This window comes from Streptomyces sp. NPDC030799 (assembly GCF_055572255.1).
The window spans coordinates 49,157-74,235 of the sequence record NZ_JBVIDS010000009.1; the positions used below are offsets into that span (position 1 = coordinate 49,157).

23 protein-coding genes are annotated in these 25,079 nt (G+C 71.4%); 9 read left to right on the forward strand and 14 right to left on the reverse strand.

Features of this window, described 5'->3' with window-relative positions; translation table 11 throughout:
* Nucleotides 1-20: 20 nt before the first annotated feature.
* Nucleotides 21-413 (reverse strand): ankyrin repeat domain-containing protein, encoded by a 393-nt coding sequence (locus tag ACZ41I_RS22815; RefSeq protein WP_363218642.1) that lies wholly within the window; start codon nucleotides 411-413, stop codon nucleotides 21-23.
* 311 nt (nucleotides 414-724) lie between these two features.
* Here ACZ41I_RS22815 and ACZ41I_RS22820 point away from each other — a divergent pair, with 311 nt between their 5' ends.
* Nucleotides 725-919: a hypothetical protein gene (locus ACZ41I_RS22820; protein ID WP_351249433.1), complete on the forward strand. Its 195-nt coding sequence runs from the start codon at nucleotides 725-727 to the stop codon at nucleotides 917-919.
* A 40-nt stretch (nucleotides 920-959) separates the two neighbouring features.
* Entirely contained in the window at nucleotides 960-2,546 is a 1,587-nt protein-coding gene (locus ACZ41I_RS22825) for a hypothetical protein (protein WP_468514927.1), read from the forward strand.
* A gap of 108 nt (nucleotides 2,547-2,654) precedes the next feature.
* On the opposite strand, the gene ACZ41I_RS22830 is transcribed toward ACZ41I_RS22825, so the two are convergent.
* A complete protein-coding gene (locus ACZ41I_RS22830) occupies nucleotides 2,655-4,163 on the reverse strand; it encodes an SCO1417 family PLP biosynthesis transcription factor (protein ID WP_399771484.1) in 1,509 nt (502 codons plus the stop codon).
* A 101-nt stretch (nucleotides 4,164-4,264) separates the two neighbouring features.
* Between ACZ41I_RS22830 and yczE the strand changes: the two genes are divergently transcribed.
* From yczE to ACZ41I_RS22850, 4 genes are all read left to right on the forward strand, one after another.
* The gene (gene yczE, locus ACZ41I_RS22835; RefSeq protein WP_363220776.1) at nucleotides 4,265-4,918 is read left to right on the forward strand and encodes a membrane protein YczE; all 654 of its coding nucleotides are present in this window, start codon (nucleotides 4,265-4,267) and stop codon (nucleotides 4,916-4,918) included.
* Entirely contained in the window at nucleotides 4,915-5,691 is a 777-nt protein-coding gene (locus ACZ41I_RS22840) for a glycerophosphodiester phosphodiesterase (protein WP_468514928.1), read from the forward strand. The genes yczE and ACZ41I_RS22840 overlap by 4 nt, the downstream gene beginning before the upstream one ends.
* A 57-nt stretch (nucleotides 5,692-5,748) precedes the next feature.
* Entirely contained in the window at nucleotides 5,749-7,098 is a 1,350-nt protein-coding gene (locus tag ACZ41I_RS22845) for an MFS transporter (RefSeq protein WP_468321481.1), read from the forward strand.
* Between the two features lie 278 nt (nucleotides 7,099-7,376).
* Complete coding sequence (locus tag ACZ41I_RS22850; RefSeq protein WP_003977404.1) at nucleotides 7,377-7,751, forward strand: RNA polymerase-binding protein RbpA; 375 nt, start codon at nucleotides 7,377-7,379, stop codon at nucleotides 7,749-7,751.
* A gap of 140 nt (nucleotides 7,752-7,891) precedes the next feature.
* Here the strand turns inward: ACZ41I_RS22850 and fxsA are convergent, their stop codons facing one another.
* The 4 genes from fxsA to ACZ41I_RS22870 form a co-directional block, all read right to left on the reverse strand.
* On the reverse strand, nucleotides 7,892-8,446 hold the full coding sequence (gene fxsA / locus ACZ41I_RS22855) for an FxsA family membrane protein (RefSeq protein WP_468514929.1): 555 nt from the start codon (nucleotides 8,444-8,446) through the stop codon (nucleotides 7,892-7,894).
* An 85-nt stretch (nucleotides 8,447-8,531) separates the two neighbouring features.
* Nucleotides 8,532-9,329, reverse strand: coding sequence for a polyprenol monophosphomannose synthase (locus tag ACZ41I_RS22860; RefSeq protein ID WP_468514930.1), 798 nt, complete (start codon nucleotides 9,327-9,329; stop codon nucleotides 8,532-8,534).
* A gap of 552 nt (nucleotides 9,330-9,881) precedes the next feature.
* Nucleotides 9,882-11,501, reverse strand: coding sequence for an amidohydrolase (locus tag ACZ41I_RS22865; RefSeq protein ID WP_468514931.1), 1,620 nt, complete (start codon nucleotides 11,499-11,501; stop codon nucleotides 9,882-9,884).
* A 114-nt stretch (nucleotides 11,502-11,615) separates the two neighbouring features.
* Complete coding sequence (locus tag ACZ41I_RS22870; protein WP_069782031.1) at nucleotides 11,616-12,056, reverse strand: Lrp/AsnC family transcriptional regulator; 441 nt, start codon at nucleotides 12,054-12,056, stop codon at nucleotides 11,616-11,618.
* 177 nt (nucleotides 12,057-12,233) lie between these two features.
* Between ACZ41I_RS22870 and ACZ41I_RS22875 the strand changes: the two genes are divergently transcribed.
* Entirely contained in the window at nucleotides 12,234-12,668 is a 435-nt protein-coding gene (locus tag ACZ41I_RS22875) for a hypothetical protein (RefSeq protein ID WP_468321473.1), read from the forward strand.
* A gap of 7 nt (nucleotides 12,669-12,675) precedes the next feature.
* Here the strand turns inward: ACZ41I_RS22875 and ACZ41I_RS22880 are convergent, their stop codons facing one another.
* From ACZ41I_RS22880 to ACZ41I_RS22915, 8 genes are all read right to left on the reverse strand, one after another.
* Nucleotides 12,676-13,773, reverse strand: a complete 1,098-nt coding sequence (locus tag ACZ41I_RS22880) for a phosphotransferase family protein (RefSeq protein ID WP_468514932.1) — start codon at nucleotides 13,771-13,773, stop codon at nucleotides 12,676-12,678.
* A gap of 14 nt (nucleotides 13,774-13,787) precedes the next feature.
* On the reverse strand, nucleotides 13,788-14,888 hold the full coding sequence (locus ACZ41I_RS22885; protein ID WP_363217199.1) for an Rv3169 family protein: 1,101 nt from the start codon (nucleotides 14,886-14,888) through the stop codon (nucleotides 13,788-13,790).
* 343 nt (nucleotides 14,889-15,231) lie between these two features.
* Nucleotides 15,232-16,404, reverse strand: coding sequence for an acyl-CoA dehydrogenase family protein (locus ACZ41I_RS22890; RefSeq protein WP_363217197.1), 1,173 nt, complete (start codon nucleotides 16,402-16,404; stop codon nucleotides 15,232-15,234).
* A gap of 299 nt (nucleotides 16,405-16,703) precedes the next feature.
* A complete protein-coding gene (locus tag ACZ41I_RS22895) occupies nucleotides 16,704-17,360 on the reverse strand; it encodes a TetR/AcrR family transcriptional regulator (protein WP_399771459.1) in 657 nt (218 codons plus the stop codon).
* Between the two features lie 78 nt (nucleotides 17,361-17,438).
* Nucleotides 17,439-17,579, reverse strand: coding sequence for an SCO1431 family membrane protein (locus tag ACZ41I_RS22900; protein WP_107118539.1), 141 nt, complete (start codon nucleotides 17,577-17,579; stop codon nucleotides 17,439-17,441).
* A 106-nt stretch (nucleotides 17,580-17,685) separates the two neighbouring features.
* A complete protein-coding gene (locus ACZ41I_RS22905) occupies nucleotides 17,686-19,053 on the reverse strand; it encodes a peptidase C39 family protein (protein ID WP_468514933.1) in 1,368 nt (455 codons plus the stop codon).
* Nucleotides 19,054-19,321: 268 nt separating this feature from the next.
* The gene (locus ACZ41I_RS22910) at nucleotides 19,322-20,863 is read right to left on the reverse strand and encodes an amino acid permease (RefSeq protein ID WP_468514934.1); all 1,542 of its coding nucleotides are present in this window, start codon (nucleotides 20,861-20,863) and stop codon (nucleotides 19,322-19,324) included.
* Nucleotides 20,864-20,908: 45 nt separating this feature from the next.
* Nucleotides 20,909-21,865, reverse strand: coding sequence for a hypothetical protein (locus ACZ41I_RS22915; RefSeq protein WP_399771453.1), 957 nt, complete (start codon nucleotides 21,863-21,865; stop codon nucleotides 20,909-20,911).
* 236 nt (nucleotides 21,866-22,101) lie between these two features.
* Between ACZ41I_RS22915 and ACZ41I_RS22920 the strand changes: the two genes are divergently transcribed.
* Together ACZ41I_RS22920 and ACZ41I_RS22925 are read left to right on the forward strand one after the other, a co-directional pair.
* The gene (locus ACZ41I_RS22920; RefSeq protein WP_468515038.1) at nucleotides 22,102-22,746 is read left to right on the forward strand and encodes a uridine kinase family protein; all 645 of its coding nucleotides are present in this window, start codon (nucleotides 22,102-22,104) and stop codon (nucleotides 22,744-22,746) included.
* A 428-nt stretch (nucleotides 22,747-23,174) separates the two neighbouring features.
* A complete protein-coding gene (locus tag ACZ41I_RS22925; RefSeq protein WP_399771450.1) occupies nucleotides 23,175-25,037 on the forward strand; it encodes an AAA family ATPase in 1,863 nt (620 codons plus the stop codon).
* Nucleotides 25,038-25,079: the final 42 nt, after the last annotated feature.

Sequence of the window (25,079 nt, forward strand, 5' to 3'; positions counted from 1 at the left end):
ACCTGGTCAGGACATGCGCGTCAGTGCGCGCCGAACAGCTCCAGGAGTTCCGTCTTGCCGAACATCCGGGCGGTGTCGACGGCCGACGGCGTCCCCGCCGCGGGGTCGGCCCCGCCCTCCAGAAGAGCCTTGATCACTTCCGTCTCGCCCTTGAAGACCGCGCCCGCGAGCGGGGTCTGGCCTCGGTCGTTGACCTGGTCCGCCGCGCCACCCCGGGCGAGCAGCGCGCGGACGGCGTCTGCGTGGCCGTGATAGGCGGCGAGCATGACCAGGGAGTCACCGCGGTCGTTGGTGAGGTTGGCCGGAACGCCGGCGTCGACGTACGCCACGAGCGCCTCGGTCTGCCCCTGCCGGGCCAGATCGAAGATCTTGGTCGCCAGCTCCACGACCTCGGGGTCGGGGGCTTCACTCATCGGCGGGACCGCCTCTCCTCAAAACTTCGGGGACTGCAGGGAGCGTACGGCAGCGAGCGGAACACGGCCGTACGAGTGAATCGCCAGCGTACTGGCTCTCGCGGCACATGACCCGATGTGCCCGAGGTAAAGATCAGCAGCAGGCCCCGCGGAAGGCAACGGGCCTGGCCAACCGGGTCAGGGCCACTCCGCCGCGCGGGCGAAATGGGTCGGATTTCACCCAGTTGCACCTTTAATCGTATGGATACATAGTGTGATCCTGGAAGAACTCATGGTGACTGTCCCCCACCTTCGACACCAGGAGGCCCGAAATGATCCTCTCCCTGTCAGGCGTGTTCATCCTCGGAATCGTCGTCTTCCTCTTCTTCCGCAAGGACGGACTGAAGGGTTCGCACGCCACGGTCTCGGCTCTGTTCGGCTTCTACCTGTCGAGCACGGCCATCGCACCGAGCATCAAGGCCGGCGGCGAGAGCCTGGCCAGCCTCCTCGGCGGTCTCAAGTTCTGATCCCGCCCGCCCCACCCGCACGCACGACCAGGAGTCAGCAGTGGCCCGGCGCCCCCTCCCCCGCATCCTGAGCAAGGACAGCGCCCAGATCGCCCGGATGCAGCTCGCCCGGAGCCGGGAGCTGGCCCGGACTGCGGCCGACAGCGCCACCGACGTCCTCCACCCGCTGATCACCGTCACGCGGGGGCTGCGCCTACTGGCCTCGGCCGGGCGGCGCAGATGGACGGACACCCCGAAGGACAAACGCGGGCCACTGCTGTTCCTGGTGGCGTCCGTGCTCCTGGTCGTGGTGCTGGTGCCGTACGGTCCGCTGCTCGCCGTCATCACCCTGATGTCCGCGGCGGGCTGGCAGGGCCGCGACCGCACCCCGCCGGCCCCCGAAGGACCCGACGAGTCGCAGTCCGAACGGCTCCAGACCCTCTACGAGGCCCTGGTGCCGTACTTCTCCAGCCCCGAGGACCCGGCGCCGCTGTACACGCACGGCGGGGAGTGGGGGAAGGCCTTCCCCGCCCACGAGTTCGACGACGCCGGGCGCATCGGTCATCTCGTGATCCGCTATCCCGCCTACTTCCCGGACGGCGAGCACGACGCCCGCGCACGGATCGAGCAGCTGCTCACCGCGAAGGCCGGGCGGGGCCGCGAATACCACTTCGCGTGGGCCGCGGAGGGCAACCAGCTCACCGTCACCGTCCTTCCCCCGCTGCCGGCCGACATCCCGGCCCAGCACTTCGTCACCGCGCCGGGCGAGACCGTCCTCGGCTTCACCGACGCGAGCGAGGTCCAGCGCACGCTTCCCCTCTCCTACGGAGAGGAACAGATCGACGTCCCACCGGTCGTCTGGCGCACCGGCGTGCGCTCCACCGAGCCGCATCTGCTGGCCATGGGGCACCCCGGCAGCGGCACCTCGACCCTGCTGCGCTCGATCGCCCTGCAGGCCCTTCGGTACGGGGACGTCCTGATCGTCGACGGCGGCGGCACCGGCGAATACGCGTGTCTGACCGGCCGGGACGGTGTGCTGGCCGTCGAGTGCACCCTGCCCGGGGCGCTGGCGAGCCTGGAGTGGGCCGCGCAGGAGACCGAGCGGCGGCTCATCGCCGTCAACCTGGCCCGGCAGGCGGGCGACCCGCCGCCGGCCAACGCCCGGCGACCGCTGTGGATCATGCTGGACCGCCCGTCCGTCTTCACCCACCTCGCCGGGGCGGACGGCCACAAGGACCCGCAGACGCTGCTCCAGGTGCCGCTGCGGCACGGCCGGGCGGCGAACGTGACCGTCGTCGTGGCCGAGCAGTTCGACAGCGCGGAGGCTCTGGGCGACGCGGTACGACAGCACACGCGCGCGCGTGTCGTGCTCGGGCCTGCGACGCCCCGTCAGGTGGAGGCGGTGCTGGGGGCTCCGCCGCACACCACTCCGCTGGGGCACGTGCCGCCGGGGCGCGGATACGCCCGGCTGGGGGTCGGGCCCGTGCACCGGCTTCAGGTGCCGCGTACGCCGGATCCGTACGACGACGCGACCAGTGACGCCGACCGGCAGGCGGTGCTGGAGTTGCTGCCGGCGCGGGCCACTGCCGTGGGCGCTCAGCCGACGGAACTCACGAAGCAGGCGGTGAGTGCGGAAGCAGCCGGTTAGCGCCGTCCGGGTTCTGTCCGTCTCCCGGGTGCGGGTCCCTCGTGGTCACCCGCACCCGGCGCGCCGAGCCAGTGGGCGAACCAGGGGGTGTGATCCAAACGACACCTCCTAGGCCACAAACGTACGCGGCGCCTCCGCACCCCCCGCACCCCCGTTCTCCACCAGCCGAGCCGCCGCCGCGAGTCGGACCGCCGCCTCCTCCGCCACCGCTCCCCCGACGGTGAACGGAAGCCGCACATAGCCCTCGAAGGCGCCGTCCACGCCGAAGCGAGGGCCGGAGGGAACACGGACCCCGGTCCGCTCACCCGCTTCGGCGAGCCGGGAGCCCGACAGGCCGCCGGCGCGGACCCACAGGGTCAGACCGCCCTTGGGCACGTTGAACTCCCACGCCGGCAGTTCACGGCGGAGCGCCGCCACCAGCGCGTCCCGGTTCTCCCGGGCCTGAGCCCGGCGCAGTTCCACCGCCTGCTCCCAACCGCCCGTGCTGAACAGCCAGTTGACAGCGAGCTGTTCGAGCACAGGGGTGCCCAGGTCGGCGTAGGCCCGCGCGGCGACCAGGCTGCGGATGACGTCCGGAGCCGCCCGCACCCAGCCGATGCGCATCCCCGCCCAGAACGCCTTGCTGGCCGAGCCGACCGTGATGACGGTCGAGCCGGCCGGGTCGAAGGCGCAGATCCGGCGCGGCATCCCGCCGCCCGCGAACTCCTCGTCGAGCCACAGCTCGGTCATCGTCTCGTCGGCGACGAGCACCGTACCGGCCGAACGCGCCGCGTCCACCAGCCGGCGCCGCTGGTCCTCGTCTGCGAGCGCCCCCGTGGGGTTGTGGAAGTCGGCGACGACATAGGCGAGCCGGGGCGCGGCCTCGCGCAGGACCTGGCGCCAGCGGTCCATGTCCCAGCCGGACAGCCCCTCGGCCATCGCGACGGGGACGAGACGGGCGCCGGCCTCGCGCATCAGCTGCAGGATGTTGGCGTAGGACGGGGACTCGACCGCGATGCGTTCACCACGGCCGGCGAAGAGGTGGCAGATCGCGTCGATGGCGCCCATCGCGCCGGTCGTCACCATGATCTGCTCGGGCATGGTGGGGATCCCGCACGCGGTGTACCGCTCGGCGATCATCGCGCGCAGCGCGGGCAGTCCGGCCGGGTAGTCGCCGTGCGTGTGGGCGTACGGCGGCAGTTCCTCCAGGGCGCCCTGCACGGCGCGGGTGAGCCACGGCTCGGGCGCCGGAAGCGAGGCGCAGCCGAGGTCGATCATCGAGCCCAGCGCCTCGGGGGGCAGGGGTTCCAGGCCACGGGCGGGCAGCGGGTTGCCCGCCGGTACGGCCGTCCAGCTGCCGGCGCCCCGCCGGGACTCCAGAAATCCCTCGGTGCGCAGCGCCTCGTAGGCGGCGGCGACCGTCGTACGGCTCACGGACAGGGCGAGGGCCAGTTCGCGTTCGGCGGGGAGGCGGGCGGCGACGGGCACGCGCCCTTCGAGGACCAGCAGCCGGATGCCGTCGGCGAGGGCACGGTAGGCGGGTGGACGGCGGCTGCCGGGTCCGGCCGGGCGGTCCTGCTGTGAGTTGAGGAGCCGGGCGAGCTGCGCGGCCCCCATCGCAGAGGTCCACTGCGCCATATTGATCAGTCCACCTTCCCCGAATTGGCCATGGAAGCGGATTCTTCCCAAGCCACAGAGTGACATGCATCAGGCCACCGCCACCACCCAGGGGGTATCTCATGTCCACTCCGCGTCGGCTCGCACGACGATTGGTCCAGCTCTACGCCGGACTCGCGCTCTACGGCGCCAGCGCCGCGCTGCTGCTGCGCGCGGGCCTGGGCATGGAACCCTGGGGCGTACTGCACCAGGGCCTCGCGAAGCTGACCGGGCTGACCATCGGGGTGGTGTCGATCATCGTGGGGGCGGCGGTGCTGCTGCTGTGGATCCCGCTGCGGCAGCGCCCGGGACTCGGCACGGTCTCCAACGTCTTCGCCGTGGGCCTCGCGATGGACGGCACGCTCGCGCTCGTCCCGGACGCGCACTCCCTGGCTCTGCGCGTCGCGCTCCTGCCGGCGGGGATCGTGCTGAACGGCGTGGCGACCGGCCTGTACATCTCGGCGCGTTTCGGCCCGGGTCCGCGCGACGGGCTGATGACGGGTCTCCACCGGCGCACCGGCCGCTCGATCCGGCTGATGCGGACCGGGATCGAGGTGGCGGTCGTGGTCACCGGGTTCCTGCTGGGCGGCACCATCGGGGTCGGCACCGTGCTGTACGCCGTGTCCATCGGACCGCTGGCGCAGCTGTTCCTGCGGGTGTTCGCCGTCCCGGCGGCATCGGGCGGCAGCACGGTGGTTGCCACCGCGACACCGGAGCGAGTCATACTGCGGCCGTGACCCTCACGACGCCGCCCATACGCCACCCCTACCTCGACCATCCCGGCCCGATCGCCTTCGCCCACCGGGGCGGGGCCGCCGACGGGCTGGAGAACACCGTGGCGCAGTTCCGGCGCGCGGTCGAGCTGGGCTACCGCTACATCGAGACCGACGTGCACGCCACGGCCGACGGCCGCCTCGTCGCCTTCCACGACTCGACGCTGGACCGGGTCACCGACGGCGCGGGCCGCATCGCCGACCTGCCGTGGGAGGACGTACGGCACGCGCGCGTGGGCGGACGGGAACCGGTGCCGCTGTTCGAGGAGTTGCTGGAGACCTTCCCCGAGGTCCGCTGGAACGTCGACGTCAAGGCGGAGCCGGCCCTGCGTCCCCTGCTGGAGCTGATCGAGCGCACGGACGCCTGGGAGCGGGTCTGTGTGGGCTCGTTCTCCGAGGCCCGGGTGCTGCGCGCCCAGCGGCTGGCCGGGCCGCGGCTGGCCACCTCGTTCGGCACCCGCGGGGTGCTGAGTCTGCGGCTGCGCTCATGGGGCCTGCCGGCCGCCGTGCGCCGGTCCGCCGTCGCCGCCCAGGTGCCCGAGGCCCAGTCGGGCGTCCCGGTGGTCGACCAGCGTTTCGTCCGCGCCGCCCACGCGCGCGGACTTCAGGTGCACGTGTGGACGGTCAACGAACCGGAGCGCATGCACCGGCTCCTGGACCTGGGAGTCGATGGCATCATGACCGATCACATCGACACGTTGCGCAAGGTCATGGAGGACCGCGGCGTCTGGGTCTGACCACCCGGCCGCCGGGACCTGAGCCTTCGCAGTTCAAGCGGGGAAGCGAGGGCACGGGTGGGAACCGACACCGTGCGGGCGCAGACGGCGGACGACTCCGCCGGGCTGCGGCGCGAGCAGCGCGGCTGGTACTTCTACGACTGGGCCTGCTCGGTCTATTCGACGAGCGTGGTGACGGTCTTCCTCGGGCCGTACCTCACGGCGGTCGCCGAGCGGGCCGCGGACGCCGACGGCTATGTGCATCCGCTCGGCGTCCCGGTCCGGGCGGGCTCCTTCTTCGCCTACTCGGTGTCCCTGTCGGTGGTCCTGGCGGTCGTGGTGATGCCGCTCGTGGGCAGCGCGGCCGACCGCACCGGCCGCAAGAAGCCGCTGCTCGCGGCGGCGGCGTACACCGGGGCCGCCGCGACCACGGGCATGTTCCTCCTCGACGGCGACCGGTATCTGCTCGGCGGGGTGCTGCTGGTGGTGGCCAACGCGGCGCAGTCCGTCGGGATGATGCTCTACAACTCCTATCTGCCGCAGATCGCCCCGCCCGAGCAGCGCGACGCGGTCTCCTCGCGCGGCTGGGCCTTCGGTTACGCGGCGGGCTCGACGGTCCTCGTCGCCGATCTGGTCCTGTACTCCGCGCACGACTCCTTCGGCCTGAGCGAGACGGCCGCCGTCCGCGTGTGCCTGGCCTCGGCGGGCCTGTGGTGGGGCGCCTTCACGCTCGTACCGCTGCGCAGGCTGCGCGACCGGCAGCACGCGCGCGTGGAGCGCGCCGCGGCACCCGGGCTCAGGCAGCTCGCGGCGACGGTCCGGGACATGCGCCGGCACCCGCTGACGCTCGCCTTCCTGCTGGCGTACCTCGTCTACAACGACGGCATCCAGACGGTGATCACCCAGGCCTCCGTCTACGGCTCGCAGGAACTGGGGCTGGCCCAGTCGACGCTCATCGTGGCCGTGCTGCTGGTGCAGGTGCTGGCGGTGGCCGGGGCGCTGGCGATGGGGCGGCTGGCACGGACCTACGGCGCCCAGCGGACGATCCTCGGCTCGCTGGTGGCGTGGACGGTGACCCTGGCGGCCGGCTATTTCCTGCCGGCGAAGGCTCCGGCGTTCTTCTTCGTGCTGGCCGCCGGGATCGGGCTGGTCCTCGGCGGCAGCCAGGCACTGTCCCGGTCGCTGTTCTCTCATCTGGTACCGCCCGGCAAGGAGGCCGAGTACTTCTCGGCGTACGAGGTGAGCGACCGCGGGATGAGCTGGCTGGGGCCGCTGCTGTTCGGCCTGACCTACCAGCTGACCGGAAGCTATCGGTCCGCGATCGTCTCGCTGGTGGCCTTCTTCGTCATCGGATTCGCCCTGCTGGCACGGGTGCCGGTGCGCCGGGCCATCGGCGAGGCGGGCAACCCGGTTCCGGAGATTATTTAGCTTCGATTTAGCGCTCAACACAAAAGGGCGGTAGTGTACGCCTTTGGCCTGCCAGGCGTACCGTTACTGCGCGTCAAAGATGCCGAAACGCTGGGTGACATCTGCTTGCAGATGTGACAAACCGGGCGCCGGTGGGTACAACAAGGGGCGGCTACGACGGCGACGCATGACCCGGAACGGGACACGGAACGGGAATCTTTACCGCCGACCGGACGTTGACCGGATGACGACGACAGCGACACCTGTCCTGTGGGCGACAAGCCCGGGAGGCACGATTCATGAGTGAGCGAGCTCTTCGCGGTACGCGCCTCGTGGTGACCAGCTACGAGACGGACCGCGGTATCGACCTGGCCCCGCGCCAGGCCGTGGAGTACGCATGTGAGAAGGGGCACCGATTCGAGATGCCCTTCTCGGTCGAGGCGGAGATCCCGCCGGAGTGGGAGTGCAAGGTCTGCGGGGCCCAGGCACTCCTCGTCGACGGCGACGGCCCTGAGGAGAAGAAGGCCAAGCCCGCGCGTACCCACTGGGACATGCTGATGGAGCGGCGCACCCGTGAGGAGCTCGAAGAGGTCCTTGAGGAGCGCCTGGCGGTTCTGCGCTCGGGGGCGATGAACATCGCGGTTCACCCCCGGGACAGCCGTAAGTCGGCGTAGTCCCTGCGGGGCTGCGCCAAGATACAGCGCACGTCAAACAACCGCGGGCGCCGTACGTGAACTCGACGTACGGCGCCCGCGGTTTTGTGTTCCGGTGCGGCTTCGTGCAGCCACCGGCCCCTGGGACGGGCCGCTGGGCCTCACCGCGTCAGCGGCGGCCGCTGCTCTCCCGGCTCGGGCCGGTCCTCCCTGATGACCTCGCCCTGCACCACCTTGCCGTCGGGCCGGTGGATGCGGGCCTGCTGGAAGGCGTCGCCGAAACTGCCCGGGGCGGCCGTGCGCAGCCGCTTGTCCAGAGCGTTCTCGGCATAACGGCTCACGGCCTTCTGCACCGGCGGGAGCAGCAGGAGCAAGCCGGCCGCATCGGAGACCAGGCCGGGGATCATCAGCAGCAGGCCGCCGAGCATCATCAGGCCGTTGCCACCGCCGCGCTCGGGTGAACCACCGCGCTGCAACGCCTCGTTGAGGCTCTGGAAGGCGCGGCGGCCCGCCCGCTTGATGACCACGGAGCCTGCCATGAAGCCCGCGACGAGCAGCAGGAACACGGCAAGCCCGCCGACTGCGCCCGCGACCACGGTCAGCAGCCAGATCTCCAGCACCAGCCAGGCGGCGACCCCCAGCGGCAGATACCTGCGCAGCCGGGAGCGCCGGGGCCGGGTGGCGGTGTGCGGAGAGGTCGGAGCGCCAGTCGTCATGCTCCCAGTGTGCCTGGCGGCGCCTCAGCGCAGGATAAGAGGGTGATCGACCGGAGCCGGCGGACGGCCCGGGGCCGACAGGGGCCTACGAGCCCCGCTTGTTCTTGCCGGTGAGCTTGGCGATCCGGTCCCGCGCACCCCAGGCGGTGACCCGCCACAGCGCCTCGATCAGGATGTCCTTGCTCATCTTGGAGTCGCCGAGTTCCCGCTCGACGAAGGTGATCGGGACCTCGACCACGTGGTAGCCGGCCTTGACCGCGCGGCGGGCCAGGTCGACCTGGAAGCAGTAGCCCTGCGAGGCGACCTGCTCCAGACCCAGGCCCTGCAGGGTCTCGCGGCGGAACGCGCGGTAGCCGCCGGTGATGTCGCGCAGCGGCAGATCGAGTGCGAGCCGGGAGTAGAGGCTGCCGCCGCGGGAGATGAACTCGCGGGACTTGGGCCAGTTCACCACCCGCCCGCCGGGCACCCAGCGGGAGCCGAGCACCAGGTCGGCGCCCTTGAGCGCGGTGAGCAGCCGGGGCAGCTCCTCGGGCTGGTGGGAGCCGTCGGCGTCCATCTCGATCAGCACGCCGTAATCGCGCTCCAGGCCCCAGCGGAAGCCCGCGAGGTAGGCGGCGCCGAGGCCCTCCTTGCCCTTGCGGTGCATCACCTGGACGTTGCCGTCCTCGGCGGCCAGCTCGTCGGCGAGCTTGCCGGTGCCGTCGGGGCTGTTGTCGTCCGCGATCAGTACGTGCGCCTCGGGGACGGCCTTGCGTACCCGGCCGACGATGGTCTTGATGTTCTCCGCCTCGTTGTAGGTCGGAATGATCACCAAGGCTGTCCCGAGCGGACCGAACTGCCTCCCCTGGGCCTTGGCCGCGAGGGTCCCGTCGCCGTCGTTCACTGCTGCCCCTTCTGGTTGTACGCAGGATCCACCATAGTGGTCACCGCCTGGTAAGACGTGCCGACTTGTACGTATGGCTGTGTCGATTCCACAAGAGTGGGGTAAGAATGCTGCTTTGGGCATCTTCGAGGCACGCCGTCGGCGACTTCCCGCCACGGCGGATGGGGGCCCGGCGCCCTTCGGGCCGACCTGGGACCCGCTGGCTGCGGATCGACCGAAAGCCGTTGTCTACTGAGCGCACGGGCCCCACCCGGGTCACACCTTGCCGGGCCGGAACGTTCCCTCGGCGGCGCGGGCACTGAGCCTGGCTCCCAGCGACGATGCCCGGTACGGCACACCGTCCCTGACCCAGCGGCGCTGCGACGAGTTGCGTGAACGCCTCCGGTCGGGCGTCCGGTGGTGGACTCGGACGAACCTACCGGCCCTCGGCCGTCGACTGTCAACAGTCGTCTGACCTGCTACGACACTCCGGACGGGCCGGTCACCGCAGAGGATGCGCAGGTCGGGCGGCGGGGCGCCGGCACCCCCGCTCCGCCGCGCCACCCCCGTAGATCACTCGCCCGGCCGTACGAACACCGTCCGTCCGCCGACCACGGTGCGCAGACAGACCGGCAGGTCGCGGCCCGGGGTGAGGTCGGGCAGGCCGGGCGTGCCGGAGCGGGGGTCGGTCGACCAGCGGGCCACGCGGTCGTCGGGGGCCTGGACGATCAGCTCGTCGGTGCGCCAGACCGCGTAGTCGGCGGGCGCGCCCGGCACCAGGACGCCCGCGTCGTCCCGGCCCACGGCCCGCCAGCCGCCGCGCGTGTGCGCCGTGAACGCGGCCCGTACGGAGACCCGGTGCTCGGGCGTGCGGTGGAACGCGGCGGCACGGACGGTGCCCCAGGGGTCGAGCGGGGTGACCGGGCTGTCGGAGCCGAAGGCGAGGGGCACACCGGCCCGCAGCAGGGCCGCGAAGGGGTTGAGGGTGCGCGCCCGTTCGGCGCCGAGGCGGCGGGCGTACATGCCCTCCTCGCCGCCCCACAGCGCGTCGAAGGCGGGCTGGACCGAGGCGATCAGGCCCAGCTCGGCGAAGCCGGCGACGGTCTCCGGGGTGAGCATCTCGGCGTGTTCGACGCGATGCCGGGCGGCGCGGATCCGGGCGAGGCCGAGCTTCTCCGCGGCGGCGCGCACGCCCTCCACCACGGCGCTCACGGCGGCGTCACCGATGGCGTGGAACCCGGCCTGCAGACCCGCCTCGGTGCAGGCGACGACATGGGCCGCGACGGCCCCGGCGTCCAGGTAGGCGGTGCCGGCGTGGTCGGCGTCGGCGTACGGCTCGTGCAGACAGGCGGTGTGCGAGCCGAGGGCGCCGTCGGCGAAGAGGTCGCCCGCGGCGCCGACGGCGCCGAGCTCCCGCGCCTTGTCGGCATTCCGCTCGGCCCAGTAGCCGACGACGCGTGGACCGGGCACCTCGGCGGCCACCTGCAGCAGGCCGGTGAAGTCGTCCTCGGAGGAGATCTGCGGTCCGCCGCACTCGTGCACCGAACCGATGCCGAGGGAGGCCGCGTGGGCGAGGGCGGTGCGCTGGGCTTCCGCGCGCTGGGCAGGGGTGATCGCGGCGAACGCGGCCTCGCGTACGGCGTGGTGGGCGTCCCGGGTGAGCGGGGCGTCCGCGCGCGGGAGGTCTGTGGGGATCAGGTCCAGCAGGGCGGTGGTGACGACCGCCGAGTGCGCGTCGATGCGGGACAGGTACAGCGGGCGGCCGCCGGTGACCTCGTCGAGTTCCGCCCGCGTGGGCGGGCGGCCGCCGGGCCAGCGGGCGGCGTCCCAGCCGTGGCCCAGCAGGACGCGGTCCTCCGGGCGGGCGGCGGCGAAGTCGCGTACCAGGGCGAGGGCAGCGTCCAGGGAGGGCGCGTCGGACAGGTCTAGGCCGGTCAGGGCGAGGCCCGTGGCGGTGGTGTGCACATGGGCGTCGGTGAAGGCGGGGGTGACGAGTGCACCGTCGAGGTCGACCACCTCGTCCACACCGTCGGCGAAGGCGTCGGCGGCACCCTCGGAGCCGACCCAGGCGACTTGGCCGCGCTCCACCACCATCGCTGTGGCGAAGGGGTCGGCGGGGCTGTGCACCTCACCTCGGCGCAGGAGGACGGTCTTGTCGGGCTCGGGCTCGGGGTCGGCGGTGCGGTCGCTCATGGCGGACAGTTTCTCTCGCCGCCGGGGCAAAGCTGCATCCGGGGCGTGTCGGCACGGCACCCGGCACCGGCGGCCGTGCCCGCCCTCCCCCGTCGGCCCTGCGCCCGGCGGTGCTCAGATCCGCGGTGGCCGGGCCTCGTACGGTGTCGACAGCACGACCGTCGTGCGTGTCGAGACCCCCGCCAGGCTGCGCAGCCGTGCCAGCAGCTCCTCCAGCTCGTGCGGGGTCGCCACCCGTACCTTGAGGATGTAGTTCTCGTCGCCGGCGACGCTGTGGCAGGCCTCGATCTCCGGAACGCCGGCGAGGCGGTCCGAGATGTCGTCGGGGGCGCTGGGGTCGAACGGTTTCACCGAGATGAACGCGGTGAGCGGCAGCCCGACGGCCTCGGGGTCGACCACCGCGGCATAGCCGCGGATGACGCCACGCTGTTCCAGCCGGCGCACCCGCTGGTGCACGGCCGACGTGGACAGGCCCGTGGCCTTGCCCAGGTCTGTGTAGCTCATCCGCCCGTCCTTGACGAGCAGCTGCACGATCTGTCGGTCCAGCTCCTCCATGGCGCCAAAACCTACAGTGCGCTTGATCCCCGCACCTGCACGCGGCATGTGACGAACGCCACACGCCCCGAACAGGCTCCGTGATGTTCTCGTGATTACCGCCGAGGACGGACGGGAAGTGCTTGCTGTGGTCGAGGCCGCAGCGCCGTCACGGCCCAGCCTTAGGGGGAGAATCCCATGCAGAGTGTCCATCGCCCTGGTCGATCCGCGTCCAAGCGGCAGCAGCCGGTCGTCGAGCCCGAGCCGGAGGGCGTCGAACCCGACGTCTTCGACGACGAACTGGACGCCTACGACACCTTCGAGATGTACCGGGTGATCTGCCCGGACTGCGCCCAGCCGATCGCGCTGCTGGCGGACGAGCAGGTCCTGCCGGAGCACGCGCTGTGCGCCTCGCCGTGGAACCCGTTCGGTCTCACGGTCTGTGCGGGTACGGGTCGCAAGGCCGACGAGGCCCGCCCCGCGGACGAGTCCGCCGGGCCGCAGGAGCAGGACACCGCCCTGCTGCTGACGCTCCCCCAGGGTCTGAACTGGCGGACGCAGCCCTTCTCGCACGCCGGCGGCCCGGGCTCGCGCCCGATGCGCGTGCCGGCGCTGCGCCGCCAGGCCGCCTGAGCCCGCCTCACCGCATCCAGTAGGTGCCCTGCACCATGGCGCGCAGGCTGCCGTGGTGCAGGATCAGTGTGTCCGGGTCCGCCGGTACGGCGACCTCCCCGAAGTACGCCTGACGGTAGGCGATGCGGAGCATGACGATCGCGTGCCGCAGCGCGGCGTAGAGGGTGTGGAAGTCCATGTCCTGCGGGGTGTGCCCGGTCAGCCGTGCGTAGCGGGCCTCGACGCGGTCGCGGCGCAGGAGGTCCGGCAGTCCGCGCTGCCCGGAGGCGACCGAGAGGTCGTGGAAGAAGCGGTGCAGGTAGATGGTCCAGCCGAGGTCGACCTCGCGCGGGGCGAGCGCCGCCATCTCCCAGTCCAGGACGGCCACGGGGTCGAACCCGTCGTAGACGATGTTCCCGATGCGCGCGTCACCCCAGGTGAGGACGGTTTCGCCGGGCTCGCGCGGCCACAGTTCCTCCAGCCGGTCGAAGGCGGCCTCGATGAGGGGTGAGCGGGGCAGGCCGTCGATCACCCAGGAGTAGTAGGCGCGTTGGGCCGTCACATGCCGGCGCAGCGCGTCGCCCGTACCGGGCGGGGCGAGGAACCGGGCCTCGGCCACGGGCACTTGGTCGTGGAGTCGGGCCAGCAGGCCGACGGTCGCGGCTTCCAGCTGCTCGCGTTCGGCGTCGCTCGCGCGCTGCAGCCAACTGCCCTCGTAGGTGTACGGCATGACGTCCGGGGGCACGCGTCCGGCGACCCGCTCCATGACGAAGAACGGCGCCCCGAGCGGAGCCGGATCCTCCTCCAGCCACAGCACCCGGGGTACGGGCACGTCCGTGTACCCGGCCACCAGGCGCAGGGTGCGGTACTGGCGCGCCATGTCGTACTCGGGGAAGACGGTGTACGCCCGCGGGTCCGCCGCCAGCCTCAACGCGCAGGAGCGGCAGGGAGTTTCGGGGTGCTCGATGTCGAACAGGAGGGTCTCGCTGGACATGCCGTTGGATTCCGGGACGGTGACGCCGGTGGCCTTGGCGCCGGGCAGCCGGGTGCCGAGCCAGGCGGTGAGGCGCCGGGCGAGGTCCTCGGGGTCGCGGGTGGTGGTACGGGGACGCGGTGCCGTGGCCATACCGGGGTCCTCCCTCAGGGCGCGACCGAGTCGAAGCCGGTGAAGCCGCTCGGGTCGTGCCGGCCGAACGAGCCGTGCTCGAAGATGCCGTGACCGGTCCGCCCGTCCAGCCGGAAGCGGGCGGAGTGGTCGGTGACGCCGTAGGCGGCCAGGGGGTGGGGCAGGGTCATGTCGTACGTGCGGCGGTCGGTCCAGCCGGGGCCCCGCCAGGTCCCGTGCTGCCAGTCGTCCGCCGGCGGATAGCCCGCGCCGAGCGCGAGTGGCGAGGAGGTCAGGATCTCGGCGTCCAGCTTCCGGGGTCCGCGTGCGTCGCCGAGGTGGATGACCGCCCGCTCCGGGTGGCGGGTGCCGGAGCGGTAGGTGATCTCGGCCTGGGGCCAGCCCAGTTGGTGGTCGCGGCGGCCCGGCCGGACGAGGGTGGCGTCGTTCAGGGAGCGGTGGCCGTCGGCGTCCTCCTGGACGATGACCATCAGGAAGCGGTCCTCGAAGCGGACCGGGCACCAGATCCAGTGGAAGCCTTCGGTGGGGTGGTCCGCGGCGAGCCGCCCGCCGTCCTCGCCGGGCACCGGCCGTACCCCCCAGCTGCGGTCCCGGGTGCCGGTCCAGCCCTGGGCGGTGACCCGGAACTCCTCTGCCCCGGCCCGGATCACACCCTCCGCGGTGCCCGCCTGGACGAAGCGGCGGCCTTCCAGGGTGAGCCGGTCACCCCGGCGCTGCAGATGGTGGGGCTCCCAGAGGGCGGAGAAGGCAGCCGTCCAGGTGAGGTCGTACGACAGCTGCTCGTCCTCGCAGATCAGGCGCAGCTCCTCCAGCGGGCGCGGGACCTCGATGCGCAGCGGGCCGACGGCGAGCCGCATCCGGTCCTCGCCCAGGGCGTCGGAGGCGCGTACGGCGTGCAGGGTGTCCCCGGTGCGCAGGGTGGCGTAGGCGTCGATCACGCCCAGGTTGGGATAGACGCCCAGGCCGAGGATGAGCAGGGCGCGCCCGGCGTGGTCGAAGACATGGAAGATGCAGCGGTCGTATGCGTTGCGGTCGCCGGTCGCCACATGCTTCATGGACAGCGGCACCTGGTGCACCGGGTATTCGTCGAGCGGTACGGGACGGTCGTCGGCCACGGACACCCCCTGAACGATGGTCGGCTGACGGTACGTCAGTTGACCGCAGGTGGCCAGAGGGGGGAACCGGACAGGGCTGAACTGACGCTCGATACCGCCGGGCGGTGACCTGCCCGGCCGCTGTCGCGTTGCCCGGGTATGACCCCCATGTACACGGCCACCGGGCGTCAGCGCCGCATCTTCGTGCCCCGCCCGGCAGAATCGGTTCCGCCGCCCATGCCGCAGGACCCGCCCATCTACCGCGATCTCATGCGGGCCTGGGCCGACCGGGGCCGGACCCTGCCGGGCCGCCACGACCCGGAGTGGATCAGACTGGCGGCCCCGACGGTCCGCACGGGACAGTTCAGCGACCTTCGGGTCCCGCCACGTGACGGGCGATGACCATCCGCTGGATCTGGTTGGTGCCCTCGACGATCTGCAGCACCTTGGCCTCGCGCATATAGCGTTCGGCCGGGAAATCGGCGGTGTAGCCGTACCCCCCGAGTATCTGCACGGCGTCCGTGGTGACCTTCATGGCCGTGTCGGTGCAGTGCAGCTTGGCCATGGCGGCCTGCTTGGCGAACGGCTTGCCGGCGTCGCGCAGCCGGGCCGCCGCGAGGTACAGCGCGCGGCCGGCCTCGATCTGGGTGGCCATGTCGGCGAGCATGAAGCGCAGGCCCTGGAAGTCGGCGATGGGACGGCCGAACTGCCGGCGCTGGGTGGCGTAGCCCACCGCCTCGTCCAGTGCGGCCTGGGCGAGGCCGATCGCGCAGGCGGCGATGCCGAGCCGGCCGGAGTCGAGGGCGGACAGGGCGATGGAGAAGCCCTGCCCCTCCTCGCCGATCCGGCGGTCGTCACCGACCCGGACGCCGTCGAAGTGGACCTGGGCGGTGGGCGAGCCCTTCATGCCCATCTTCTTCTCGGGCACCGCGCCGCTCACGCCCGGGGCGTCCCCGGGGACCAGGAAGGCGGTGATCCCGCGCGGACCCTCCTCGCCGGTGCGGGCCATCACGGTGTAGAAGTCGGCGATGCCGCCGTGCGTGATCCAGGCCTTGGTGCCGTTGATCACCCATTCGCCGCCCTCCGGGAGGGCCTTCGTACGCAGCGACGCCGCGTCGGAACCGGCGGACGGCTCGGAGAGGCAGTACGCGCCCAGCAGGCCGCCGCCGAGCATCGCGGGCAGATGCTCGACCTGCTGCTGCTTGGTGCCGTAGGTGGCGAGCGCGTAGCAGGCGAGCGTGTGCACGCTGACGCCCAGGCCCACGGTGAGCCGGGCCGCGGCGAGCTCCTCCAGGACCTGGAGGTAGACCTCGTAGGGCTGGTCGCCGCCGCCGTACTCGGAGTCGTAGGGCAGGCCGAGCAGGCCCGATTCGGAGAGCAGGGTGAAGACCTCGCGCGGGAAGCGTCCCGCGTCCTCCTCCTCGGCCGCCTTCGGCGCGATCTCGCGCTGGGCGATGTCCCGGACGAGCGCGAGCAGATCCCGCGCCTCCTCCGTCGGCAGTTGACGCTCCACCGGCTGCGGGTCGCGGTCGGGCATGGCGTCGGTCTCCTCCCTGTTCGGGCACCGGCGGTCTGGCCCGTTGGGTGGGGGCGGCTCCGCCTGGTCGTTCCGTGATCGCCGAAGGCGCCCTCTCCCGGGTCTCGGAAGCGGCTGACCAGCGGCTGTGCGCAGTGAGTATGCCCGATCGGCGACCTCCCGTCACCAGTTAACGACCGCTTACTTCAGGAAAGTCGATGATACCGAGAGTGCGGGAGCAGGTACATTGCGTGACCACGGCCGGCGCCGTCGGCCCGGCCGCACCCCAGGGACCCCAGAGCTGCCGGGCTCTCGCACGGTCAGCCGTCGCGGCGGGCCGGCCGCGGTGCCGGATAGGCGGGGTCCAGCTCCTCGACGGCGCGCAGGGCTCCACCGAGCGTCTTCACCAGCAGCGCGCGCATGCTGGCACGGGACAGCTCTCCGGGGCGGTCGATCCAGTCCAGGGTCGCGCCCTCGACGCTGCACACCCAGGAGAGCAGGCCCATCCGGGCCAGCGGAGCGATGTCGCTGCGGCCGTACGCCCCTTCGGCGATGGTGGCGATGATGGCCTCGCGCACACTGTCCCGGATCGCGTGCACCTCGGCGTCGAAGCCGACGCCGCCGCTGACGATGGTGCGGTAGGCGGCCTGGTGGTGCTCGGCGTAGTGCAGATAGCCGTCGATGGTGCGGTGGACGCGGTCCACGGCGGGCATCTCCAGGCCGCCCGCGGCGGAGGTGACCAGGTCGGCGACGGAGTCCTGGATGATCGCCAGGTAGTAGCCGCGCTTGGATCGGAAGTAGTAGTAGATCAGCCCCTTGGCGACATGTGCCTGGCGGGCGATGTCATCCATGGACAGCGCGTCGTAGGACGTGTCGGCGAACAACTTCCGGCCGATGGAGATGAGTTCGGCGCGACGCGCCACCGAGCGCTCGGTACCGTGCACCCTGGGGCGGACGGCGGAACGCTGCTGAGGCATATTCAATTTCGACCCTGGTCTGGGAGGTCGGCGGGACATCCGCAGTATGTCAGAACATGCCGACCGCATGCGGCTCGGTCAGAGCAGACCCAGCTGGGTCACGAGCATCGCGATCACCGCGACGAGGACCCAGCCCATGACGTGTTCGAGGATCTTCGGGCCGTCTTCCTGGGGGCCGCCGGTGCGGACGCGGGTGGCGGTGGCCGGATGTGCGGTCATGGTTCTCACAGAGGTCGGACGTACTGAGCGGAATCCCCCACCCATTTGTCCACCTTGCCACCCGCGACGGCGTTTGTGGCGGAGACGTTGCTCACACGGGGTCGGGTCAGCGCACGCCCACGGCCGCGAGCGCCTTGCGCTGGCGGGGGCTCGGGTGGGCCGGGAAGTAGAGGTAGCAGACTCCCCCGGTGCCGGAGACCACCTTCCCGGAGGCGTTGTACCGCTTGGTCCTGAGCCAGATGTTCTCGAACTCCCGGCGCAGATAGACCCGCCGTACCGCATCGTCGCTCGCCGAGGCCGGGTCATTGGCGATCACGTCGCCGTCCGCCGTGAACCCGATCACGGTCATCAGATGGCCGGCGGTGCCGTATCCGGCGCCGGTCAGTTCCGTCTTCAGGAACGACTGTGACGTTATGGCCGGGATGCCGGCCGCGATCAGCGTCTCCAGTTCGGTGAGCGAGGCGAGCCGCGTGACCACACCCTGGAGGTCCTTGTACGTGGCCGCGTAGGCCGCGTTGAACGGCCAGTTGCCGCAGCCCTCGTACTGGTAGTCGTAGGTGAAGCGGGCGGCGTGGTCGACCTGCGGATCGGCGTAGGAGGGGTCGACCCAGGACAGCTGCCCGGGCGTGAGCCGGCCGCCCCAGTACTCGATGATCATCTGCGAGGAGGTGGGGCTGCACCAGGCCTCGCCGCCGTTGTCGTACTCCGGGTACTGGCCCTTGTGGATCTCCTGCGAGTAGCGCGGGACGGCCAGTTCCTGGGCCAGGCCGGGGGTGGAGGCGGGGACGGTGAAGCGGTCGGGGATGTCGGAGCCCATGGCGCCGAGCCGCCACACGGTCGGGGTCAGACGTGTGCCGGGCTTGCGGTACAGGGTGAGGCGCAGCCGGTACGACGCCAGGCGCAGGCCGGTGCTCGCGTCGTCGATGGCGAAGGTGTCGGTCCAGATGGTGCTCCTGCCGTCGGACTGGTCGTCCACCGAGGTGCGCTTGATGTCCTTGTCACCGGACGCCCAGCGGCCCATCACGTACCAGGGGGTCTCGGTGCCGTCGGAGTACGTGCCCTGCAGTTCGACCTGGAGCCAGGTGCCGTCGGGAGTGTCGGCGTTCCAGGAGGCGACGAGCTCGGTGGCGGGGACCGTGAGCCGGTGGACCGGGGCGGTCCAGGTGGCGTACTCCCAGGTGGCGGTGGTGCCGGTGTGCGGGTCGGTGTAGTCGCTGCGGCCGGCGGGGGCGGCGATCACGACGCCGGGGCGGGCGCCGGCGACGGTTCGCACGCCCTGGGCGGCACCGAGGCGCCACTCGCGGTACGTGGTCCAGCCGTGGTAGTCGATCGGGCGGGCCTGCGGCCGGCCGGGGTCGTCGGTGTCGGCGGCGGGATGCTGCGCGGCGGCGGCGGGGACCGTTCCGCCGGCCACCGCGGCGGCGACGGCGGCGGTGAGGACGGTTCTGCGGGACGGCTGCTGGGCTCTGCTCATGGGCGCGATTACCCCCAGGTGTCCGGGTCGGGGACGAACTGCTGCACGTGTGCGCCAACTATGGAGCAGCGGGCATGCCCCTGCCAGCACCTCGGCGCATGCCGCGCGAGGAATATTGGTCTGGGCCACTGGAGGGCGCCTTCCGCGCGGCTGCCGCGGCGGCCGAGAGCGCTCGAAGGGGCGCGGGGAACTGCGCGACCGGCCCACCGCCGGCCGGCAGTCCCCCGCAACCACCCGAGGTGTCCACCTCGTCGATCGATGCTCGGCGTCAGACGAGATCCATCGCCGCGACCTCGTCGGGGCGGCCGTAGCTGACCGGCCCCTGGAAGCGGCGGCGGGCCGTGGCGAACCACCACACCGTCGCCACGACCAGCACGACCGCGAGTGCGATCGGCGCGTAGTTGAAGTTGTCGGCGGTGATCGGTGAGGCCTGCGGCAGCATGAACAGAACGCTGCTGAGCACGATCCAGATCACCGCGAGCCAGCCGACCGGCCGACCCCAGCGGCCCAGGTGCCAGGGCCCCGGCTGGAACCCGCCGCCGAGCCGCAGCCGCAGGAAGATCGGCACGGCGTAGGCGAGGAAGAGACCGACCACGTTGACGCTGACGATGGCGGTGAAGGCGGTGTGGGACCACCAGCCGGGCACGACCAGGGCCACCGAGCAGACCACCGCGAGCCACACCGCCTTCACGGGCGTACGGGTGCGCTGCGAGACGGAGTGCCACCAGCGGGAGCCGGGCATGGCTCCGTCGCGGGAGAAGGCGAAAATCTGCCGGGTGTTGCTGGTGAGGTTGGCGAGACCGCAGAAGAGCATCGCGCCGATGACGATGAGGAGCATCACTTTGGCGGCACCCAGCCCGAGGCCGTCGATGAGAATCTGGACCGGCGGCGCGCCGGAACCGGCCTCCTTGGCGTAGTCGCCAATGCTGTAGACCAGTGCCAGCATCAGGATGAGACCGGTGATCGCCGAATAGGCGATGGCGCGGGTGATCCCCTTGGGTGCGTTGACGGTGGCGCGGACCGTTTCCTCGGACATGTGGAAGCTGCCGTCGAACCCGGTGAACGTCCAGCTGGTGACCAGCAGGCCGAGCATGCCTCCGTAAAGCCCGCTCGTGAAGCCGGTGTTGTTCTCGAAATGCGTCACGAACGACGCCGGCTGATGGTGATCGGGCATCACTATGAGTGCGCCCACGATCACCACGAGTCCGATGAGCAGCCACCACACGGAAATACGGTTCAGTACGGCGACGAGCTGGACGGTGTAGGTGTTGGCGAGGCCCTGCACGACGATGATCAGTGCCGTGATCAGCACTGTCTGGTGCGTGGTCGGCCGGTAGGAGGGCCACTGCAGCTGGACGAAGGCCTGGATGAAGGTGGCGGCCGCATAGCCGGTGGCGGCGGTACCGCCGATCTGGCCCACGAAATTCAGCCAGCCCGTGTACCAGGACCAGGCGCCCTTGTGCCGCTTTGCAAGTTTACCGGCGGAGAAATACAGCGCGCCGCTCGTCGGATAGGCCGAGGCGACTTCCGCCATCGCCGCGCCGATGAGCAGCACCATGACGCAGACGCCTGTCCAGCCGAATACGAGAATGCGGGGGCCGCCCGCATTCATACCGAATCCGAAGGACGAGAAAATACCCGACAGGATATTGATGATGGTGAAGGAGATCGCGAAATTGTCGAACGCCTGGAAGCGCCGGGTGAGTTTCCGCGGATAACCCATCGCGTGCAGGGTCGCGTCGTCGTCGAGCACGACGGGATCTTCTCCCGCGCCGGCCTTCGCCCGGGGGGTCGACATCCGTTCCGACACAGATCGGCCTTTCTCTCGATGGGGAGCAGGGACGAACGAACAGGGTCAGTCGGGTCGCGGAACGGGCAGGCCGCAGGCACGTCGGGCCCGGGAGAGCTGTTCGGCGGGGTCGCCGAAGACGCTCCAGGGCATGCGCGAGGCGTACGGGCCCATCGCCGTGAACACCGCCCGGGCCTCGAACTCGCGCTGGGCCATCACCAGTGCATGCGCGAGGTAGGCCAGGTCGAGCACCGGCGTGAAGCGGTAACCCGCGGCGGCCGGCAGCCAGTTGTGGTAGATCGCCAGCGCGGTGGAACGCCACTGCGGCTGTTCCCAGACGCGGTCGGCGAGCAGCTGCGTGGGGTTGTAGCTCTCCACCAGGGCCACCAGCGGCAGCAGCCGGAGGGCGGAGTCGGCGGGCGCCCGCTGACTGAGGAAGGCGGCCACGTCCCAGGCCGCGTTGACCGAACCGCCGTGGCGCGTGAAGAAGCACGACAGGAAGCGGTGATGGCCCTCGCGGTGCCAGGGATCCAGGGACAGGATGTGCGAGAACAGCCGCCAGGGACCGGGCGGGGCGGTGAGCAGGCCCTGCGGGGCGGGGTCGCGCAGCCGGTGCAGCCGGGCCATGGCGAGCTTGGCGACCCAGGGCGTGGGGTCCTCGGGGGCCAGGGCGGCGGCCCGGTCGCAGGCGGTCAGCGCGATCCGCTCCAGCGCCTCGGCGCGCTCGTCGCGCGCGTCGGCGGCCCGCAGGGCACGCTGCACCGCGACCCGGGCCCACATCAGCGCCGCCTCGGGCGTCGGCTCCTCGGCGAGCCAGCGCTCGACCAGATCGGTGCCGGCCGCCTCGGAGGCGAGCACCAGCGACCGGTGAGCGCGCAGGGCGAAGTCGGAACGCGTCTCGGCGAGGGCCTCGTACGCGTATCGATAACGTCCGGCGCGCACATCGACGCATACGCTCGCCAGGACACGGTCGTCGGCCGCCGGATGCCACACATAGTGCCCTTCGAATAACCCCGCGGCCATGTCCCCCTGCCAGTCCCCGTACCACGCACACCGGTTGCGCTGGAGGCACCTTACTCAGCTACGGGCGCACCCGGAACGCCGAATTCGACATATCGGTCAGGGGATTCGCGAATGTTTATCCGAGCCATTGGCTGGCTGCCAGCCGATGATTCAAACCCCGACGTTTTCCGGTGCGGCGGCCTCGGCGGTCCGGCCGCCATGGGCCGCTACTAGACTGTTTCCGGAAAACCGCCCACATCGACCCACACCGGGGAACCATCATTCTCGACCTCGCCGCCCGACTGCGCGGGCTTCCCCCCTCCGTAGGGCCGGTCCGGCTGATCGGCGTCGACGGACACGCCGGCTCGGGGAAGTCCACCTTCGCCGGGCACCTGGCCGCCGTGCTCGGCGGGGCTCCGGTACTGCATCTGGACGACATCGCCAGCCACGAGCAGCTCTTCGAGTGGACCGACCGGCTCATGACCCAGGTGATCCAGCCGCTCGCCCGCGGCGAGAGCGCGCACTACACGCCGTACGACTGGCGGGCCCGCGCGTTCACCGCGCCACGCCCGCTGCCGGCGGCGCCGGTGGTCCTGGTCGAGGGTGTCGGCGCAGGTCGCCGGGCGCTGCGGCCGCACCTGGCCCTGCTGCTGTGGATGGAGCTGCCGCGGGACGAGTCCTGGACGCGCGGCCGGCTGCGGGACGGGGCGGAGCAGCGGGAGTTCTGGGAAGGCTGGGTCGCGGCGGAGCACGCGCACTTCGCTGTGGACCCCTCACGCCCCCATGCCGATCTTCTGGTGCATCAGACACCTGAGGGGTATGAGGTGCTGCCGGGGCCGGCGTCAACCCGTGGACCGGACCAAAGCATGACCCAGAGTGACGGGCCGTCCGCATTGTGGTGAAGGTGTGAAGACCCGTCCGGACGAACTTCCCCGAAGGCCTCAACTCGGCTTGACCCGGGGGCCGTACAGGTCTTACGTTCTCAATGTGCGGCCTTTGGAGCCGCTCACAGACGCGAAGCCCCCGGTTGTTCCCCCGTGATCGGGGGCTTCGTTCTGCCCGCGGACGCTTTTCCGGCCGCCCGGCGCACCGATCCGCTCACCCTCGGTCACGAAACCCTGTGCGCCCCGTCTGCTCCCACCTCGTCGAACGGCCTGCGCGGCACCCTTCGGCACGCGGTCTTCGCGCGGGTACGATGCCCTCGGTGCGACCTTCGCGGCCGCCTCGCGCACTGGTAACTCCGGTCCGCGGCACGGCGGTTCGATGCGCGGCGGCCGCCGGGCGACTGCCCGGTGGTGAACCACGGGGGCACGGTCTGTGGGGGGACGGGATGGACTTCGGCACGCAGGGCCCCGAGGCCCCGGCCGACCTGGCCTGGCTGCGGGGGGTGGACGCCTACACGATGGGCGCTTATCCGCACGCGGAGGAGGAGTTCCGCGCCGCGGTGCGGATGGACCCCGGGATGGCGGACGGCTGGCTCGGACTGCACGCGCTCCGGGTCGACACGACGACCTCGCTGCTCAGGATGTTCCGGCACCGCGACCGCTTCGGCGAACAGCGCGCCCGGCACCGCCGGACACTCAACTCCTGGTACTGGCTGGGCTGGTGGGTGCAACCGGTGCTGGAGAGCCCGCGTGATCTGCTGCTGGCGCACGCCTCGCACTGGCTGGACGGCCGGCACGTGCCCGAGCTGGACCGCGCCCTCGCCGGACTGCCCCCGGTCGACACCGACCCCCAGGTCCGCTTCCTGCACGCCTGCCGCTCCTATCTGGTCAAGGACTGGGACCAGCTGGTACGGCACACCGACCCGCTGCTGGACGACCCCATGCTCGGCATCGAGGCCGGCCTGTTCGGCGGCATGGCCCGGGTGCGGCTGGAGATGTACGGCCAGGCCGAACCGCTGCTGTCGGCGGCTCTGATGCGCTGCCGCAGTGAGCAGCCGCAGCGCAAGGAGCTGCGCTACTGGCTGGCCCGGGCGCACGAGGGCACGGGCCGCAGTGCCGCGGCGCTCCCCCTCTACCGGGCGGTGCACCGCGTCGACCCGGCGTTCATGGACACTTCGGCGCGGCTCGCGGCGATCGCCGAGGGCGACGGGTACGACGACACCGCAGACCTCGCCGCGATCACCCTGACGGGTGCCGGGCAGGACAGCGTGGACGGCCCGGACGGGTACGACCCCGTCTTCGGCACCGAGGGCCGGGATCTGCGGCTGCCGGAGCCGGATCTGCCGACGGGGCCCCTGCCGTCGGTGGCCGACCCGGCGGTGCGGGTGAAGACGGGTGTCTCGTCCTTGCCGATCCCGGCCGGGCCGACCGATCCGGCCCTGCTTGAGGAGGCGCTCGCCGAGCTGGAGCGCATGGTGGGGCTGGAGCCGGTGAAACGCCAGGTCAAGGCGTTGTCCGCGGTGTTGAACATGGCTCGGCTGCGGGCCGGGCAGGGGCTGCCGGTGCAGCCGCCGAAACGGCATTTCGTCTTCTCGGGGCCGTCGGGGACGGGGAAGACCACGGTGGCCCGGATCCTCGGACGGGTCTTCTACGCCCTCGGGCTGCTCGGCGGTGACCACCTGGTCGAGGCCCAGCGGGCCGATCTGGTCGGCGAGTACCTGGGGCAGACGGCCGTGAAGGCCAACGAGCTGATCGACTCCGCGATCGGTGGAGTGCTGTTCGTGGACGAGGCGTACTCGCTGTCCAACTCGGGGTACGGCAAGGGCGACGCGTACGGCGACGAGGCCTTGCAGGTGCTGTTGAAGCGGGCCGAGGACAACCGGGACCATCTGGTGGTGATCCTCGCCGGCTATCCGGAGGGCATGGACCGGCTGCTGGCGGCGAACCCCGGACTGTCGTCCCGGTTCACGACCCGGGTCGACTTCCCCTCCTACCGGCCGCTGGAACTCACCGAGATCGGCAAGGTGCTCGCGGCGGAGAACGGGGACGTGTGGGACGACGAGGCGCTGGAGGAGCTGCGCTCGATCGCCGGGCACGTGGTCGATCAGGGGTGGATCGACGAGTTGGGGAACGGGCGGTTCCTGCGGACGCTGTACGAGAAGAGCTGTGCCTACCGGGATCTTCGGTTGTCGACGTATGCGGGTTCGCTGTCCCGGGAGGACCTGGTCACGCTGCGGTTGCCCGACTTGATGCAGGCGTACGGAGAGGTCCTGTCGGGCCGAGGCCCCCAGGATCCGTCGGCCATGTAGCTGCGGGGGACTGCGCGACCAGCCACGACGCACCGGCAGCCG